The 14,807-nt window shown below is 70.5% G+C and carries 19 protein-coding genes; 6 read left to right on the forward strand and 13 right to left on the reverse strand.

The window, feature by feature from the left end:
* Positions 1-3: 3 nt before the first annotated feature.
* Together ASF18_RS11435 and ASF18_RS11440 are read right to left on the reverse strand one after the other, a co-directional pair.
* The gene (locus ASF18_RS11435; RefSeq protein WP_056218237.1) at positions 4-1,377 is read right to left on the reverse strand and encodes a PleD family two-component system response regulator; all 1,374 of its coding nucleotides are present in this window, start codon (positions 1,375-1,377) and stop codon (positions 4-6) included.
* Positions 1,378-1,437: 60 nt separating this feature from the next.
* Entirely contained in the window at positions 1,438-1,818 is a 381-nt protein-coding gene (locus ASF18_RS11440) for a response regulator (protein WP_055946254.1), read from the reverse strand.
* A 75-nt stretch (positions 1,819-1,893) separates the two neighbouring features.
* Between ASF18_RS11440 and ASF18_RS11445 the strand changes: the two genes are divergently transcribed.
* Positions 1,894-2,196 carry a DUF3572 domain-containing protein gene (locus ASF18_RS11445; protein ID WP_056218239.1) on the forward strand — a complete coding sequence of 101 codons (303 nt, stop codon included), beginning with the start codon at positions 1,894-1,896 and terminating at the stop codon, positions 2,194-2,196.
* Between the two features lie 135 nt (positions 2,197-2,331).
* Positions 2,332-2,739 (forward strand): DoxX family protein, encoded by a 408-nt coding sequence (locus ASF18_RS11450; protein WP_056218242.1) that lies wholly within the window; start codon positions 2,332-2,334, stop codon positions 2,737-2,739.
* Positions 2,740-2,746: 7 nt separating this feature from the next.
* Here the strand turns inward: ASF18_RS11450 and ASF18_RS11455 are convergent, their stop codons facing one another.
* Both ASF18_RS11455 and ASF18_RS11460 read right to left on the reverse strand, forming a co-directional pair.
* Positions 2,747-3,406 (reverse strand): methyltransferase, encoded by a 660-nt coding sequence (locus ASF18_RS11455; RefSeq protein WP_056351703.1) that lies wholly within the window; start codon positions 3,404-3,406, stop codon positions 2,747-2,749.
* A gap of 37 nt (positions 3,407-3,443) precedes the next feature.
* Positions 3,444-4,046: a hypothetical protein gene (locus tag ASF18_RS11460; protein ID WP_056351705.1), complete on the reverse strand. Its 603-nt coding sequence runs from the start codon at positions 4,044-4,046 to the stop codon at positions 3,444-3,446.
* A gap of 120 nt (positions 4,047-4,166) precedes the next feature.
* On the opposite strand from ASF18_RS11460, the gene ASF18_RS11465 reads away from it, so the two are divergent.
* The 3 genes from ASF18_RS11465 (at position 4,167) to ASF18_RS11475 (ending at position 8,080) form a co-directional block, all read left to right on the forward strand.
* On the forward strand, positions 4,167-5,345 hold the full coding sequence (locus ASF18_RS11465) for a DNA topoisomerase IB (RefSeq protein ID WP_056218251.1): 1,179 nt from the start codon (positions 4,167-4,169) through the stop codon (positions 5,343-5,345).
* A gap of 186 nt (positions 5,346-5,531) precedes the next feature.
* Positions 5,532-6,539, forward strand: a complete 1,008-nt coding sequence (locus tag ASF18_RS11470; RefSeq protein ID WP_056351708.1) for an SDR family oxidoreductase — start codon at positions 5,532-5,534, stop codon at positions 6,537-6,539.
* A gap of 131 nt (positions 6,540-6,670) precedes the next feature.
* Positions 6,671-8,080, forward strand: a complete 1,410-nt coding sequence (locus ASF18_RS11475; protein ID WP_056218257.1) for a cytochrome ubiquinol oxidase subunit I — start codon at positions 6,671-6,673, stop codon at positions 8,078-8,080.
* 78 nt (positions 8,081-8,158) lie between these two features.
* Here the strand turns inward: ASF18_RS11475 and ASF18_RS11480 are convergent, their stop codons facing one another.
* The 9 genes from ASF18_RS11480 to crcB form a co-directional block, all read right to left on the reverse strand.
* Positions 8,159-8,848 (reverse strand): response regulator transcription factor, encoded by a 690-nt coding sequence (locus ASF18_RS11480; RefSeq protein WP_056351711.1) that lies wholly within the window; start codon positions 8,846-8,848, stop codon positions 8,159-8,161.
* Between the two features lie 261 nt (positions 8,849-9,109).
* Positions 9,110-10,006: a diguanylate cyclase gene (locus tag ASF18_RS11485; protein WP_056276536.1), complete on the reverse strand. Its 897-nt coding sequence runs from the start codon at positions 10,004-10,006 to the stop codon at positions 9,110-9,112.
* 100 nt (positions 10,007-10,106) lie between these two features.
* On the reverse strand, positions 10,107-10,637 hold the full coding sequence (locus ASF18_RS11490; protein ID WP_056351714.1) for a hypothetical protein: 531 nt from the start codon (positions 10,635-10,637) through the stop codon (positions 10,107-10,109).
* 212 nt (positions 10,638-10,849) lie between these two features.
* Positions 10,850-11,134, reverse strand: a complete 285-nt coding sequence (locus tag ASF18_RS11495; RefSeq protein WP_244472726.1) for a hypothetical protein — start codon at positions 11,132-11,134, stop codon at positions 10,850-10,852.
* Between the two features lie 177 nt (positions 11,135-11,311).
* Positions 11,312-11,470 (reverse strand): hypothetical protein, encoded by a 159-nt coding sequence (locus ASF18_RS24260; protein ID WP_200917574.1) that lies wholly within the window; start codon positions 11,468-11,470, stop codon positions 11,312-11,314.
* Positions 11,471-11,686: 216 nt separating this feature from the next.
* Positions 11,687-12,013, reverse strand: coding sequence for a hypothetical protein (locus tag ASF18_RS11500; protein WP_056352740.1), 327 nt, complete (start codon positions 12,011-12,013; stop codon positions 11,687-11,689).
* 17 nt (positions 12,014-12,030) lie between these two features.
* Positions 12,031-12,225 carry a hypothetical protein gene (locus ASF18_RS11505; RefSeq protein WP_056218269.1) on the reverse strand — a complete coding sequence of 65 codons (195 nt, stop codon included), beginning with the start codon at positions 12,223-12,225 and terminating at the stop codon, positions 12,031-12,033.
* 210 nt (positions 12,226-12,435) lie between these two features.
* A complete protein-coding gene (locus tag ASF18_RS11510; RefSeq protein ID WP_056219378.1) occupies positions 12,436-12,873 on the reverse strand; it encodes an EamA family transporter in 438 nt (145 codons plus the stop codon).
* Positions 12,874-12,895: 22 nt separating this feature from the next.
* On the reverse strand, positions 12,896-13,264 hold the full coding sequence (crcB, locus tag ASF18_RS11515) for a fluoride efflux transporter CrcB (RefSeq protein ID WP_056218272.1): 369 nt from the start codon (positions 13,262-13,264) through the stop codon (positions 12,896-12,898).
* A gap of 402 nt (positions 13,265-13,666) precedes the next feature.
* Between crcB and ASF18_RS11520 the strand changes: the two genes are divergently transcribed.
* Entirely contained in the window at positions 13,667-14,764 is a 1,098-nt protein-coding gene (locus tag ASF18_RS11520) for a DUF2778 domain-containing protein (RefSeq protein ID WP_056351717.1), read from the forward strand.
* Positions 14,765-14,807: the final 43 nt, after the last annotated feature.

Genomic DNA, 14,807 nt, shown 5'->3' on the forward strand with positions numbered 1-14,807 from the left:
GCTTCAGGCCGCCGCCGCTTCGACGCGGTTCCGGCCGGTGCTCTTGGCCCGGTACAGGGCGAGGTCGGCTCGCTTGAGCATGTCGGCCGGCCCGGCATCCTCGGCCCGGCGCCAGGCCACGCCGATGGAGACGGTCACCGGAACGGTGCGGGTGTCGCGCTGGATGGAGAACGGCACCGCCTCGATCCGCTCGCGGATGCGCTCGGCGATGGCGTAGGCCCCCTCGGCCTCGGCATCCGGCAGGATGATGACGATCTCCTCGCCGCCGTAGCGGGCCACGATGTCGATGCCGCGCGTATGGGTGCGGATGCGCTCGGCGAAGGCCTTGAGCACCTCGTCGCCGGCCTCGTGGCCGTAGGTGTCGTTGATCGACTTGAAGCGGTCGATGTCGAGCATCAGCGCCGCCACCGGACGGTTGCGCAGGGCCGCCTCGCCGAACAGCGCGCCGAGATGGCTGTCGAGGTAGCGCCGGTTGTGCAGGCCCGTGAGGCCGTCGGTGACCGCGAGTTCCATCGAGGCCTGGACGGCGCCCCGCAGGGCCTCCGAGAAGCGGCGGCGGCGCACTTGCGTGCGCACCCGGGCCACGAGCTCGTTCCGGTCCACGGGCCGCATCAGGTAGTCGTGCACGCCGAATTCCAGGCCCCGGATCACCCGGGCGCGGTCGTGCTCCTCGGCGATCATCATCACGGGCATCAGGCGGGTGCGGTCGAGGGAGCGCAGCTGGCTGCACAGGCGCAGGCCGTCGAAGCCCTGGATGTCGAGGCTGACCAGGGTCAGGTCGAACGTGCCCTCCGCCGCCAGCACCAGGGCCTTGTGCGGGTCGGGCTCGACCGTGAGCGTGTGGTGCTGGCCCAGGGCCGCCGCGAGGCGGTCTGCCGAGCCGGGGCGGTCCTCCACGAGGAGGATCGAGGCGTTGAGGCCGGTCTCGGCGGCGGCGAGGGCCAGGGGGTCGCCGATCCCGAAATCCCGCGAGGCCATGGCGCGGGAGCGCAGCTCGTCCGTCACCGCCTTGAGGCGCACGAGGCTGCGCACGCGGGCGAACAGGGCCGTGTCGTCGATGGGCTTCGTCAGGAAGTCGTCGGCGCCCGCATCGAGCCCGCGCAGGCGGTCGGAGGGCTGGTCGAGGGCGGTGACCATCACGACAGGCAGGTGGGCCGTGTTGGGGTTGCTCTTGAGCCGGCGGCAGACCTCGAACCCGTCCATGCCGGGCATCATCACGTCGAGGAGGACGAGGTCGCAGAGACCCTTCTCGCAGATCGTCAGGGCGTCGGGGCCGTTCATCGCCGCCAGAACGTCGAAGTATTCCATGGAGAGCTTCGTCTCCAGGAGCTTCACGTTCGGAAAGAGATCATCGACGATCAGGATTCGGGCCGACATCGGTCCTCGCGCAGGGTCGTACTACGGGCCATCGGGAAGGCTATGAGCGAGGTGGGCGGGTCAGGCGGTCCTGGCGTCGCCGAGATATTGGCGGACGGTGGCGAGGAACTTCGCCACCGAGATCGGTTTCGACAGGTAGGCTTCGCAGCCGCCCTCGCGGATGCGCTCTTCGTCGCCCTTCATGGCGAAGGCCGTGATCGCGATCACCGGGATGGCCTTGAGGTCGTCGTCCTCCTTGAGCCACTTCGTGACTTCGAGGCCGGAGACCTCGGGAAGCTGGATGTCCATGAGGATCAGGTCGGGGCGATGCGCCCGCGCGAGCTCGATCGCCTCGATGCCGTTGGCCGTCTTGAGCGTCGCGTAGCCATGGCCCTCCAACAGGTCGTTGAAGAGCTTCATATTGAGTTCGTTGTCCTCAACGATGAGCACGGTCTTCTTCATGGCCCGTTGTTCCCGGTGCGTGGACGGCCCATTGTCGTTCGACGCATGCCCCGCCTCAGGAGATTTAGCGGATACATGTTGACGAAACGCAAACCCAATGGCGGAGACGACTCCGCCGAGGGCGTGGCCCTGGCGGCCCTCGCCTGGATGGCCACCGACGACGAGCGCCTGTTCGCCTTCCTCAATGCCACCGGGGCGACGCCCGAGACCCTGCGGGCCAGTGCACAGGATCCCGGCTTCCTGGCGGGCATCCTCGATCATATCATGGGTGACGAGGCGACGCTCCTCGCCTGCGCCGAGGCCCTCGACACCAAGCCCGAGCGCATCGCCGCCGCCTGGCGCCGCCTCGGGCCGCCGGACTTCGACGACGGCCTGTAGGCAGGGCCACGCGGCCGGATATCCCCGCGGGATTGCCCTCCGAGGCTCGCCCCGTCCCCTGCCCCGCGCTATGGCTCGACGGCTTCGCGCGGGCGCCGTCCGCGCGGCGGGCCCATCGCCGGAGACCCCTCGCCCATGTCCCTCGCCAGCCTCTCGACGACCTGGGCCCCGCGCCTCCTCAGCATCCTGCGCATCGTGGCAGGCCTGCTCTTCCTGGAGCACGGCACGCAGAAGCTGTTCGGCTTTCCCGTGCGGATGGGGGGCGGAGCGGCCCCCGCGATGATGTCGCTGCTGTGGTTCGCCGCCATCCTCGAAACCCTGGGCGGCGCGCTCATCATCCTGGGCCTGTTTACGCGGCCGGTGGCGTTCCTGCTCTCGGGCCAGATGGCCTTCGCGTACTTCATCGCCCACCACCCCAAGAGCCCGTTCCCGGCGCTCAACGGGGGCGATGCCGCGATCCTGTTCTGCTTCGTCTTCCTCTACCTCGCCGCCGCCGGCGCCGGCCCCTGGAGCCTCGACGCGCAGCGCCGCGGCCGGTTCTGAAGGCGGTTCAGGCGCTGAAGCGCCAGACGCTGCTGCGCTTGATCTCGGCGTCCTCCAGGGAGCGGCTCACCGGCACCGTGTAGGTGGCGAGTTCGGTAAGCCGGTCGCGCGGCAGGTAGGAGCGGCCGGGATCGCCCACCAGCACGGTGGCGCCGCCCGCGTGCAGGCCGGACAGCCAGTCCGTGACCCGGGCCGCGAGATCCCGCTCGTAGAAGATGTCGGCGGCGAGCACGACGGCGGAGCCCGGATCGGTGCCGATGAGGTCCCGCGACACCGCCTCGATTTGCCCCGCCACGCCGTTGGCCGCCGCGTTGAGGCCGATGGCCGGGATCGCGAAGGGGTCGAGATCGCTGGCCGTGACATGATCCGCGCCGGACCGCGCCGCCGCGATGGCGACGAGGCCCGAGCCCGAGGCGAAATCGAGCACCCGGCGGCCCGCCACGAGGCCGGGATTGTCGAGGATGTAGCGGGCGAGCGCCTGCCCGCCGGCCCAGGCGAAGGCCCAGAACGGCGGCGGCAGGCCGATCGCCTCGAGCTCGTCCTCGGTCTTCTGCCACAGCTCGGTGGCCTCGTCGGCCACGTGCAGGACGATCTCGGGTGCGTGCGGCACCGGGCGCAGCCGGGTGTTGGCCCGGATGAAGGCGAGGGGATCGGCCGACGGCGTCATGCTGGCGTGCTCATGCTGGCGCGCTCCTCCTGGCATTTCATGCCCGGGCGAACTCGCCGTAGAGGGTGCCGGCGGCGGCCGCGAGCCCGTCCGCGCCCGCCAGTGCCAGCGCCGTATCGGCCGGATCGAGCCCCAGGGCGGCGGCCTCGGCCGCGGTCGCGCAGAGGTATCGGGTGGTCCGGGTGGCGAGGGGGCCCCGCAGCGCCTGGCGCAGGGCGAAGCGCGTCAGGCGCCCGGCGGCATCCGTGCGGGCGTTCAGGGCCGCGAGGTCGTCGGGCTGGTAGATCCGCGCCGCGATCCCCGACATGGCCGCGGCCGTGCCGCCGACCACGATCGCCCGGAGGCCGATGGCGTGGAGGAGGTCGGCTTCCAGGGCCTTCAGGATCCCGGCGAGCTGGCCCGCCTCGTAGCCCGCCGCCATCGGGTTGATGCGCGAGGTCCCCAGCGCGAAGGGCACCATTCGGGCGCCCGCCGCCTCGATCGCCCCGCGATGGGCGTCCACCCGCGTCACCACCGTCGCGGACAGCCCGGCGGCCCGGGCCGCCGCGACCAGGGGGAGGTCGCGGGCGGCGAACCCGGCATCGTCGGGGGCAAGGAGGACGAGGCGCCGGGGCCTGGTGCCGGAAGCGGGATGATCCATCGGACGCGCTGTAGCACGCCCCCGCCGGAACAGCCCATGGCGGAACAGGGGATGGCGGAACAGGGGATGGCGCGGCCCCGTTGACGGCCAACGAGACACCGTGAGGGACGGAACCGGAGCATGGCCACGGCGCGCGACGAAGAGGGCACGGTCGCCGACCCGCGCGACGCCGCCGAGGAGGCGGGCCTGCGCTACGTCGAGGACACGATGCCGGGGCTGACGCGCCGGAAGAGCGGGACGGGCTTCGCCTATCGCGACGCCCGGGGCCAGCCGGTGCGGGACGCGAAGACCTTGGCGCGCATCCGCGCCCTGGCGATCCCGCCGGCCTATACCGACGTCTGGATCTGCCCGCGGGCCAACGGCCATATCCAGGCGACCGGCCGCGACGCCAAGGGGCGCAAGCAGTACCGCTACCACCCGGATTTCCGCGCCGCCCGCGACCTCACCAAGTTCGAGCACGTCATGGCCTTCGCCGACGCGCTCCCGGCCATCCGCGCCCGGGTGGATGCCGACATGGGCCGGCGCGACCTCCCCCGTGAAAAGGTGCTGGCCACCGTGGTCCACCTCTTGGAGACCACGCTGATCCGTGTCGGCAACGACGATTACGCCCGCACCAACAAGAGCTTCGGCCTCACGACGCTGCGCGACCGGCACGCCCGGATCGAGGGTTCGGCGCTGACCTTCCGGTTCAAGGGCAAGAGCGGCAAGACCTGGGACCTCGGCCTCAAGGACCGGCGGGTCGCCCGCATCGTCAAGGCCTGCCAGGACCTGCCCGGCCAGGAGCTGTTCCAATATCGCGACGCCGACGGCACCGTGCGCGACGTGACCTCGGCGGACGTGAACGCCTACCTGCGCGAGATCACGGGCCAGGACATCACCGCCAAGGATTTCCGGACCTGGGCCGGGACCGTCCTGGCCGCCCTGGCGCTGCAGGAATTCGAGGCCTTCGACAGCGAGGCCAAGGCCAAGAAGAACCTGCGCGCCGCCATCGAGGGCGTCGCCGCCCGGCTCGGCAACACGCCGACCATCTGCCGCAAGTGCTACATCCACCCTCAGGTGCTCGACTGCTACCTCGAGGGCGCGCTCCTGCTGCAGATCAAGGACGCGGTGGAGGACGAGCTGCGCGAGGACCTCGCCGGGCTGAAGCCCGAGGAGGCGGCCGTGCTCGGCCTGCTCCAGGCGCGCCTCGCCGAGGTGAAGGACGGCAAGGGCCGGGATCTCTCGGGCGCGCGGGCCGGGAAGACGGCCGGGAAGCGGCGGGCGACGGCATCGGAATCCCCACAGGGTCAAGCCGCCTGAGTCGACGCTCGAAGACAGCTTGGCCTCGACGCATCCCCCTCCCCCCCTCTGCGGGAGAGGGAGAGTCGCGGAGGGCATCAGCCATGACGACCCCGCTTCCCCCGTGTCGTTTGGGCACGCATCCCCGCCGGCACCAGGTCGCCCCCGAACCCGTTGGCGCCACGCGCTCACCAAGGATGAAACATCATGAAGGTCGCGGTCGTCACCGGGGGAACCGCCGGAATCGGGCTCGCCACCGCCCATCTCTTCGCCCGGCGGGGCTGGGCCGTGGCTGTCATCGCCCGCGATGCCGACCGCCTGCGCGACACGGAGGCCGACCTGTCCGCCTACGGCCGCCCCGTCCTGGGGATCTCGGCCGACGTCGCGGACGCGGAGGCGATCGATGCCGCCGCCGAGCGGATCGAGCGGGAGTTCGGCCCGATCCGGGCCTGGGTCAACAACGCGATGGCGACCATCGTGAACCCGGCCGACCGGATCACGCCCGCGGAGTACCGGCGCGTCACCGAGACGACCTACCTGAGCCAGGTCTACGGGACGCTGGCGGCCCTGCGCCACATGAAGCCGCGCGACCGCGGCGCCATCATCCAGGTCTCGTCGGGCCTCGGCATCCGCGCCGCGCCGCTCCAGGCGCCCTACTGCGCGGCGAAGTTCGCGGTCTCGGGCTTCACCGACGCCCTCCGCTCCGAATTGATCCACGATCGCGTGAAGGTCTCCCTCAGCGTGGTCTACCTGCCCGCCGTCAACACCCCGCAGTTCAACTGGGCCCGCAACCGCACCGGCCACGGCCAGTACGCCCCCGATCCGGTCTACGATCCGCGCCTCTGCGCCGAGGCCATCGTCGCCACGGCCGACAACCCGAGCCGGGAGGTCTGGGTCGGCCACAGCACGGTGATGATGGCCGCCGCCCAGGCGCTGATGCCGGGCTACGCGGATGCGAAGGCCGCCACGATGTGGTCGGCCCAGCTCACCGACGAACCGGCCCCCGACAAGGCCGGCAACCTGTTCGCCCCGGTGCCCGGCCCTGCGGGCATCGACGGGCGCTTCTCGGACCGGACCAAGACGACGCGCAGCGCCTATTGGACGAGCCGCGACCGCGATCTCCTCGTCGCCGGCCTGACGGGCGTGGTGGCTCTCGGGCTGTTCGGGGTCGCGACCCTGGCCCGCGCGCCGCGCCGCCTGCTGCCGCGGCGCTGAGCCGCCCCGAGGCCGCACAACCCTGCGACCCGGTCGCCCGCCGCGAACCGGATGCAGCTTCGGCGTCTTCACGCTATAGCTGTTCCAGGGTCCCCTCCCATCGGGGGCCCCACATCGCATGAGGGTTTGCCATGGACGTCGACGCGCTCCTGCTTTCGCGCATCCAGTTCGGCTTCACCATGGCCTTCCACATCATCTTCCCGGCCTTCACCATCGGGCTGGCGAGCTTCCTCGCCCGCCTGGAGGCGCAGTGGCTCTGGACCGGCAACCCGATGTACCGGAACCTCTACCGGTTCTGGGTGAAGGTCTTCGCGGTCTCGTTCGGCCTCGGCGTCGTCTCCGGCATCGTGATGAGCTACCAGCTCGGCACCAACTGGTCGCGCTACTCCGACTTCACCGGCAACGTGCTCGGGCCGCTGATCCAGTACGAGGTGATCACCGCCTTCTTCCTGGAGGCCGGCTTTCTCGGGATCATGCTGTTCGGCTGGGACCGGGTCGGCGACCGGCTGCACTTCGTCTCCACCTGCATGGTGGCGATCGGCACCCTGATCTCGGCCTTCTGGATCCTGTCCGCCAATTCCTGGATGCAGACCCCCGACGGCTTCGTCGTCGAGAACGGCCGGGCCATCGCCACCGACTGGTGGAAGGTGATCTTCAACCCCTCCTTCCCGATCCGCTACGCCCACATGGTCCTGGGCTGCTTCCTCACCACGGCCTTCGCGGTGGCGGGCATGTCGGCCTGGATGATCCTGCGGGCGCGCAAGGAGCCGGCCGAGAAGGTGGCGGGCGCCCGGCTCTCACTCTCCATGGCGCTCTGGTTCGCGGTGATCTTCACGCCGATCCAGATCTTCGTCGGCGACACCCATGGGCTGGCCGTGCTCAAGCTGCAGCCGACCAAGCTCGCGGCGATCGAGGCGAACTGGGACCGGCAGGACAACATGCCCCTGCTGCTCTTCGCGATCCCCAACATGGAGGCGGAGAAGAACGACTTCGAGATCGGCATCCCGCGGCTGGGCAGCTTCATCCTCACCCACGACTTCTCGGGCGTGGTGCCGGGCCTGAAGGACGTGCCGCGCGACCAGCGTCCGCCGGTCTGGCCGGTCTTCTATTCGTTCCGCATCATGGTCGCGATCGGCATGGCGATGCTGGGCCTGAGCCTGTGGAGCCTCTACCTGCGCTGGAAGGGCACGCTCTTCTCGAACCGCTGGTTCCTCAACGCGGCGATGCTGATGACCCCGTCCGGCTTCGGTGCGGTCCTGTTCGGCTGGTTCACCGCCGAGATCGGGCGCCAGCCCTACATCGTCTACGGGCAGCTGCGCACGGCGGACGCCCACTCGCCCTTGACGGTCAACGCCGTGACGACCTCCCTGGTCGCCTTCCTGATCGCCTACGCCTTCATCTTCGGGTTCGGCAGCTACTATCTGGCCAAGCTCCTGCGCAAGGGTCCGGAGCCGCTGGAGGAGGCCATGCGCGGCGGCGACGTGGCCCAGAAGCCCAAGCGCCCCCTCTCCGCGGTCAACGAAAGTCTGACTCCTGCCTGAGAAACGTCTTGCTCGGCTGAAAAAGGTCTTGCCCGCCTGAGAAACGTCTTGCCCGCCTGAGGGGCGTCGCGGCCCGGCTCAGAGCCGGGCCACGGACTCGCTCGCGTGCAGGCCCCGGGGGCGGTCGCCGCCCGTCGAACGGACCGGCGCGGCATCGACCACCGGCGTGAGGCCGAGGTGGCGGGCCAGGGCGACGAGGTCCTTGAGGCGCCCGGTCTGGGTCTTGCGGCGCAGGTTGAGGCGGTGGGTCTCCACCGTGCGCACGCTCAGGTTCAGGCGGCGAGCCACCTCCTTGTTGCTGAAGCCGGCACTGAGGAAGCGCAGGATCTCGGCTTCGCGCGGCGTCAGGCCATCGGCGGGGGCCGGGGCCACCGGTGCCGCCTCGTCCCGGGACGATTCGGTCGGGCTGGCGGCAAGGGTGAGGAGGGCCCGGCAGATGTCGCGCGGCGTCGCCGAGCGGGCGATGAAGGCATCGGCGCCCGCCTCCACCAGCCGGGTCAGGAGGCCCGCCCGCAATACCTCGAAGCCGACGAGGACGGCGAGGCCCGGCGCCCGGCCCTTGAGCGCCGCGATCCGGCCGGCAAGGCCCGGCTCGGGCTCCGCCCCGACGAACAGCAGAGCGACCTTGCGTGACGGTCCGTCCGACCCGGGCGAGAGTTCCCCTTCGCTCAAGGTCTGCAGGCGCGGCTCATGCTCGATGACGGCGCGAAACGCGGGCTCGAGCCCGAGGGGCTCGCCGACGATCAAAACTCCCACGGCGTCATTCATGCCGCTACCCTCCCCATTGTCCCACCGCGACACACCGCGGCGTTCCCTGGGAGGTTCAGATCAAGTTTCGTTCCAAGGTTTTACTGGCCAAGGCTCAATCTGGATTCTGGTGCAATCCCCCGAACATTGACCAAAACCCACGGGAAATCCGGCGGTACTTTGGTAAACAGCCGCATCGCGCGACCGGGTCGGGAATGCGGGCGTTTCGCAACGGCACAAGGGAGCTGCCGGGTTCCCCCTCGATTCGAGACAGGTTCCGGCTCAGCCGGCGCGGGCCAGCACGAGGTCGGAGGCGGCGCTCACGACGCGGTTGCGTCCCGTCGTCTTGGCCTCGTAGAGGGCGATGTCGGCCCGCTTGAGCAGACCCTCGATGGTGTCGCCCTCCGACCACTCGCTGACGCCGAAGCTGCAGGTGAGGCGGATCGGGACCCGGCCGCCGCGGATGCGCAGGGCCTCCATCGAGCGGCGCAGGCGGGTCGCCACACCCTCGGCCTCCGTGCCGGAGCGGTGGGGCAGGATGATGCCGAACTCCTCGCCGCCGAGTCGGCCGACGATGCCATCGAGGGCGAGTTCCCGGCACACGGCCTGGATCGCCGCATCGCCGACGTCATGGCCGTACTCATCGTTGATGCCCTTGAAGTGGTCGATGTCGAGGAGAATGGCCGACATCCTGCCGTGATCCCCCACGCGCTCCGCGGCATCCCGCGATTTCTGCAGGAAGGCGCGCCGGTTGAGCAGGCCCGTCAGCGAGTCCGTGTCGGCGAGGCGGATCAGTTCGCTCTGCATCGTGGTGAGGCGCTCGGCGGCCCGCAGGCGGGCATGCAGCTCCTCCGGTCCCGGCGGCTTCTCGATGAAGTCGTCGGCGCCGCTATCGAGGGCCTCGGCCAGGTTCCGGGCGTTCCGGGCCGAGGACATGGTGATGACGTAGAGGGGGCGATTGGCCTCGGCAAGCAGGCGGGCGGACCAGCACAGTTCGAGGCCGCCCAGCGGCCGGACCTCGAGGCTGGTAATCAGCACCCGGACCGAGCCGGTATTCTCCACGAAGTTGAGGGCCTCGGCGGAATCGGTGAAGGCCGAAACGGTGTGACCGTTGGGCTCGAGCAGCGCCGCGATCATCTTGAGGACGACCCGACTGGTGTCGACGAGGACGATATGCATGGCGCGGCCTGACCACCTTCACGGTTCTTGACCAGAAGGTGGCACGAACAGATTAACCGCTTGCGAAAGTCGGCGCGGAGTCTTCTTCCGGCGCTGCGCCCTAACGCTGCGTGATCTGGGCCGGCGAAACCCGGACGGGAATGACGCGGGCCCCTCCGCTCGTCTCGGCAACCGGGGCGGCAGCCTGGAACGGGCCGCCGCGGCCCCGGGCTCGCGTGGGCCCGGCAGCGTCCGACCAGCGCCCCTGTCGGCCGCGCGTCAGAACCCGGGAGCGGCCGGGGGCTGCGGCGCGGGAAGCGGAGGGCTGCCCCTCGATGACGTAGACCGTCGGCGTGCCGACCGAGGCACTGCGGATCCCCGCCACCGTGGGGATGCCGTAGGTCCCGTAGCCCCAGGCGCTGGGCACGAGTTCGCTCGGGCGGGGGAAACGGGTGAGCGGCGCACCGACATAGTCGCCATGGATCAGCGGCCCGCCATAGCCGTTCTCGTAGCCGGCATAGGGATAGCTGCCGTAGGCGAGGTCCTGGCCCTGCGCCGTGCCGGCCAGGCCGGAGAGCACCAGAGCACCGGCGAGGCCGGCCATGCCGAGGGAGATTCCCCTGCGCGGCAGGATCTTCGAACGAGTGGTCATGCGACGCCGGACTCCCACGCTGGCCGATTCGAACGAGAACCGGCGGACGCCTCCGTCGTTCCCGAAATCCCGGCGGCCTTCAGCGTCGAAGAGTGCTTAGGCGGGCCCCCGAGCGGGACGGAGCAGCCTCGGCAGGCGGCGACAAGGCTCACGATACGAAAAACCCTGCCTCGCGGCAGGGTCGGGTTCGCCCCGGCGCTCCCGGTCTCGCGCTAGCGGCAGGTGGTGACGCGACGAACGATCCAGCCCTCGCCCTCGACCCAGAGGCGCTTGCGCGAGCGGCTGCAATTGACCGACTCGTCTTCCGATTCGGTCACGGCCGCCACGGGGGTGACGGTGGGTGCAACCACGGAGGCCTTGCCCGGACCCTGGTCGGCGACCGGAGCCGCAAGGGCGCCGGAGACGAAAGCGCCCGAGAAACCGGCACCCGTCAGGAATGTCCCGGCCAAGACAAGAGTACCCGCGATGGCGGATACGCGCAGTCGATTCGCTACCATCGAAAAGTCTCGCTCGCACATCCCTCGGGGGATGTGCCCTCAACGTGTCAGGATCGTGCAACGGCGTGCGTTGCCTCTTGAACTGTTAAGTCGCGAGGGGCCGGAAGGGTTGCAGTCGCGAGGACCGGCCGATCATGAATCCTTGAGCGGGATTCGGTGTACGGCCCGGATGAATGCTCAGGGCAGCGCCGAGACCGAGATCATCGGCAGGCTGACCGCGAGCTGGGCCACGGTCGGGCGCGGCAGGGCACGGTGCGAGAGGACCAGGGCACCGAGCCCGAGGACGAGACTGAAGGCCAGGAGGCTCGTCTCGATGCCGCGATAGAACCCGTCCATCCCACACTCCCGGTGCGCCGACGCGAGGCCGAGATCGGGCTCGCACCACCATGGTCGGCCGGGAGTATGAGGGAATCGTAACCATCCCGGCTCATACCAGATCCTGGACCTGAGGGCTGGCCGGTTGATCCCTTCCGGATGGCGGATTTGGACTTCGCTCAAACGCCGCGAGGGCTTGCCGGATACGGGCTCCAAGTTGATCGAGCGGAGCCCGTATCAGGCGCACCCGAGGGGGATCATGCGGGCGAGATCGGGCTCGGGCGGCTGCATCAGGGCCGCCGCGAGGTTGGCCTCCAGCACGATGAGGTCGCAATCGGGATCCGGTTCCCAGCCGCAGCGGCAGCCCTGCGGCCCCTCATGGGCCTGGGCCACCTGTCGATAGAGGGCACCGACGACGCGGGCCGCCACCTCCAGCGCCGACAGGGCCGGCAGGGGCGCCCGGTTCAGGCTCTGCCAGAAGGCGCGGCGCAGGGCCTCGTCGAGATGGGCCTCGGGCGACGCGGGCTCGGCGCAGGCCGGCGCGGGGTGCGGTGGGGCATCCATCCGCTCGTCCTGCCCGCTCATGCCCGGGCTCCCGAGGTCCGGTCGGACAGGCGTTCCCGCCAGTGGGCCGGCACCAGGGCGGGATCCGTTTCCGGAGCGCCCGCCAGGGCGTCGATGAGGTCGGCGAAGCGATGCAGCCGCAGGTCGAGGGCCGAGCCGTCCCACCAGGCGATCCGCACGGTGCCGCGCAGCCAGTCCAGCGTGCGTTCCATGATTCCGCTCTCCTCTCGCGATCCGCGTTCTGGAGAGAGGTTTGAAAGCTGAGTCTCCGCTTGGCAAGCAATTCTCGAAACATTGGAATAGGTTGAATCTTGCGATCGGCGGAGGATCTACTGTCTTCGATTTGGAAGAATTCCATACGTCGGGAAAAGCAGCGTCCTGGCCGGGGCTTGATCCTGCGACAGCGCGGGGCCGGGCGGTTCTCAGCCCCGGTAGGCCACCAGAATGGCCCCGGCCGCGATCAGGACGACGCCGATCCAGTTCGGCAGGGTAAGGCTCTCGCCGAGGAGAATCACCCCGAGGATCGCGACGAGCACGACGCTGAGCTTGTCGAGGGGCGCCACCCGCGCCGCATCCCCGAGGGCGAGGGCGCGGAAGTAGCAGAGCCAGGAGGCGCCGGTGGCGAGGCCCGAGGCCACGAGGAAGCCGACGCTGCGGCCCGGGATCGCCGCGAGGCCCGGCACCTGCCCGGTGGCGAACAGGATCGCGCCGGTGAGGGCGAGGATCACCACGGTCCGCACGAAGGTCGCCACGTCGGGAGGGACGCCGGTGACGCCGACCTTCGCCAGGATGGCGGTCAGCGCGGCGAAGACGGCCGAGAGCAGGGCCCAGAACCGCCAGGAGAGCAGCAGCGCGCTCAGCATCGCGACGGCCCGGCCGGTCTCACAGGATCATCCGCATGACCATCAGGCCGAGGAGCAGGCCGGCGAGCCCGAGGACCACCGAGCCCAGGATGTAGATGATGGCCGCCGCCATCTCGCCGCGCTCCAACAGGAGGATGCCTTCGAGGGCATAGGACGAGAAGGTGGTGAAGCCCCCGAGGACGCCGGTGGCGAGGAACAGCCGCATCGGCTGGCTGCCGCTGCGCATGGCGTACCAGCCCGCCAGCACCCCCATCAGGATCGAGCCCAGGATGTTGATGCCCATCGTGCCGTAGGGAAAAGCCGTGCCGAAGCGCAGGGCGGCCAGCCCGACGCCGTGGCGGGCCATGCCGCCGAGGCCGGCCCCGAGAAAGACGATGAGAAACCCCATGGCGGGTACGATCCCCCTGCAGCCGGCCGCCGGCCCGGCCCCACGCTGAGGATACGCAGAAAATTCGCGTGGTTCGCTGTCCCGGCCCGGCTTGCCCCCGAGGTCCACAGGGTCCGGACCGGATTTCGTCGCGGGGTCGGGCCGGCCCATCGCATGCCCGCTCGCCGAAGAGCGGGGACGGAGGCTCCCGGCAGGGTGCCGAACAGCGAGGCTGAAGATTTCTCCACACAATGCGTCGCGGTTTATCTGCGATTAACCAAGTTGCGGCTGAATAGGGCGAGTTAAGGTTGATGTTTTCCTAACAGGCACCTTTCACGACCCTCCTCTTCGCTTAACCTTTTCTTGAGGTCTGCAGAGATGGGGCTGTGCCAGTTCGGAAACTGCGTATCCGAGTTCGCCCGCATGAACGACGCTGTGTACCCGTCCGGCCGCCGCCTCCGCCGTCGTCGCCGGCCCCACGGGCCGATGCTCCTGCGGACCTCCGCCGTGGCGCTCCTCTGCGCCGCCTTCCCGCACCTGACCGCGCCGGACGCGCCCGTCCCGGCCGGTCCGGGACGGCCGGTGCTGGCGACCGCATCGGCGCCGAGCGCCTCTGCCTGGATGCTCGATCCGACGCCGGCCCTCGGCCCCGCAGCCCGGGGTCTGGCCCAGGCGGCCCCGCTCAGCGCCGCCCTGGTGCCCCCCGCGGGTGCGGCCCGGACGACGCTGGCGATGGCGGCGCCGCGCCCCGCGCCCGCCCCGGCCGCCAGCCCGGTCCGGACCGCGCAGGCGCTGCCCCAGACCATCCCGCTGCCGGTGCCCCGCCCGGCCGGCCTGGTGGCCCAGGCCGAGCCGGCCCGCCTGGCGCTCCGCTCGGCCCCCGCCCTGCGCGCGCTGGCCACCCGCCGGACCCAGGTCGCCCGTGCCAGCGCCGAGGCCGCGGCCGAGCGCTCGTTCTTCGACACGGTGTTCGGGACGCGCTCCGCGCCGGAGCCCGAGGCGGCGCCGCGGACCACCCTCGCCTACGCGGCGGTGGACCCGAGCGTCGATCCCGGTCCGCGCCGGGTGATCGAGAGCAGCCCGGTGGTCGGCGCCGGCACAGCCATCTACGACATCACCGCCCGCACCGTGACCCTGCCGAGCGGCGAGCGGCTCGAGGCCCATTCCGGCCTCGGCGAGAGCATGGACAACCCGCGCCATGTCCACCGCCGGATGCGCGGCTCGACCCCGCCGGGCACCTACGACCTCACCGAGCGCGAGGCGCTGTTCCACGGCGTGCGGGCGATCCGCCTCAACCCGGTGGGCGGCAGCGCGGCGATCCACGGCCGCGACGGCATCCTGGCCCACACCTACATGCTGGGCCCCAGCGGCGCCTCGAACGGCTGCGTCTCGTTCAGGGACTACAACCGCTTCCTCCAGGCCTTCCTGCGCGGCGAGGTCCGCCGCCTCGTCGTGGTCGCCGGACGGGGCGATGCCGGCCCGACCTTCGCCGAGCGCCTGTTCGGCCGCGCCACGCGCTGAGAAAAGAGCCGCGCACCCGGGGTGCGCGGCTCTCAAGACGTCA

Origin of the sequence: Methylobacterium sp. Leaf89, assembly GCF_001422215.1 — a bacterium.
In the GTDB taxonomy this organism is placed as follows: domain Bacteria; phylum Pseudomonadota; class Alphaproteobacteria; order Rhizobiales; family Beijerinckiaceae; genus Methylobacterium.

Excerpts from the sequence above, each read along its gene's own strand:
- ASF18_RS11475 (WP_056218257.1), top strand. The coding sequence starts at position 6,671 with ATGGACGTCGACGCGCTCCTGCTTTCGCGCATCCAGTTCGGCTTCACC.
- ASF18_RS11485 (WP_056276536.1), bottom strand. The coding sequence starts at position 10,006 with ATGCATATCGTCCTCGTCGACACCAGTCGGGTCGTCCTCAAGATGATC.
- ASF18_RS11470 (WP_056351708.1), top strand. The coding sequence starts at position 5,532 with ATGAAGGTCGCGGTCGTCACCGGGGGAACCGCCGGAATCGGGCTCGCC.
- ASF18_RS11495 (WP_244472726.1), bottom strand. The coding sequence starts at position 11,134 with ATGGTAGCGAATCGACTGCGCGTATCCGCCATCGCGGGTACTCTTGTC.
- ASF18_RS11465 (WP_056218251.1), top strand. The coding sequence starts at position 4,167 with ATGGCCACGGCGCGCGACGAAGAGGGCACGGTCGCCGACCCGCGCGAC.
- ASF18_RS11500 (WP_056352740.1), bottom strand. The coding sequence starts at position 12,013 with ATGGATGCCCCACCGCACCCCGCGCCGGCCTGCGCCGAGCCCGCGTCG.
- ASF18_RS11505 (WP_056218269.1), bottom strand. The coding sequence starts at position 12,225 with ATGGAACGCACGCTGGACTGGCTGCGCGGCACCGTGCGGATCGCCTGG.
- ASF18_RS11460 (WP_056351705.1), bottom strand. The coding sequence starts at position 4,046 with ATGGATCATCCCGCTTCCGGCACCAGGCCCCGGCGCCTCGTCCTCCTT.
- crcB (WP_056218272.1), bottom strand. The coding sequence starts at position 13,264 with ATGGGGTTTCTCATCGTCTTTCTCGGGGCCGGCCTCGGCGGCATGGCC.
- ASF18_RS11455 (WP_056351703.1), bottom strand. The coding sequence starts at position 3,406 with ATGACGCCGTCGGCCGATCCCCTCGCCTTCATCCGGGCCAACACCCGG.
- ASF18_RS11445 (WP_056218239.1), top strand. The coding sequence starts at position 1,894 with ATGTTGACGAAACGCAAACCCAATGGCGGAGACGACTCCGCCGAGGGC.
- ASF18_RS11435 (WP_056218237.1), bottom strand. The coding sequence starts at position 1,377 with ATGTCGGCCCGAATCCTGATCGTCGATGATCTCTTTCCGAACGTGAAG.
- ASF18_RS11450 (WP_056218242.1), top strand. The coding sequence starts at position 2,332 with ATGTCCCTCGCCAGCCTCTCGACGACCTGGGCCCCGCGCCTCCTCAGC.
- ASF18_RS11520 (WP_056351717.1), top strand. The coding sequence starts at position 13,667 with ATGAACGACGCTGTGTACCCGTCCGGCCGCCGCCTCCGCCGTCGTCGC.
- ASF18_RS24260 (WP_200917574.1), bottom strand. The coding sequence starts at position 11,470 with ATGGACGGGTTCTATCGCGGCATCGAGACGAGCCTCCTGGCCTTCAGT.
- ASF18_RS11440 (WP_055946254.1), bottom strand. The coding sequence starts at position 1,818 with ATGAAGAAGACCGTGCTCATCGTTGAGGACAACGAACTCAATATGAAG.
- ASF18_RS11480 (WP_056351711.1), bottom strand. The coding sequence starts at position 8,848 with ATGAATGACGCCGTGGGAGTTTTGATCGTCGGCGAGCCCCTCGGGCTC.
- ASF18_RS11490 (WP_056351714.1), bottom strand. The coding sequence starts at position 10,637 with ATGACCACTCGTTCGAAGATCCTGCCGCGCAGGGGAATCTCCCTCGGC.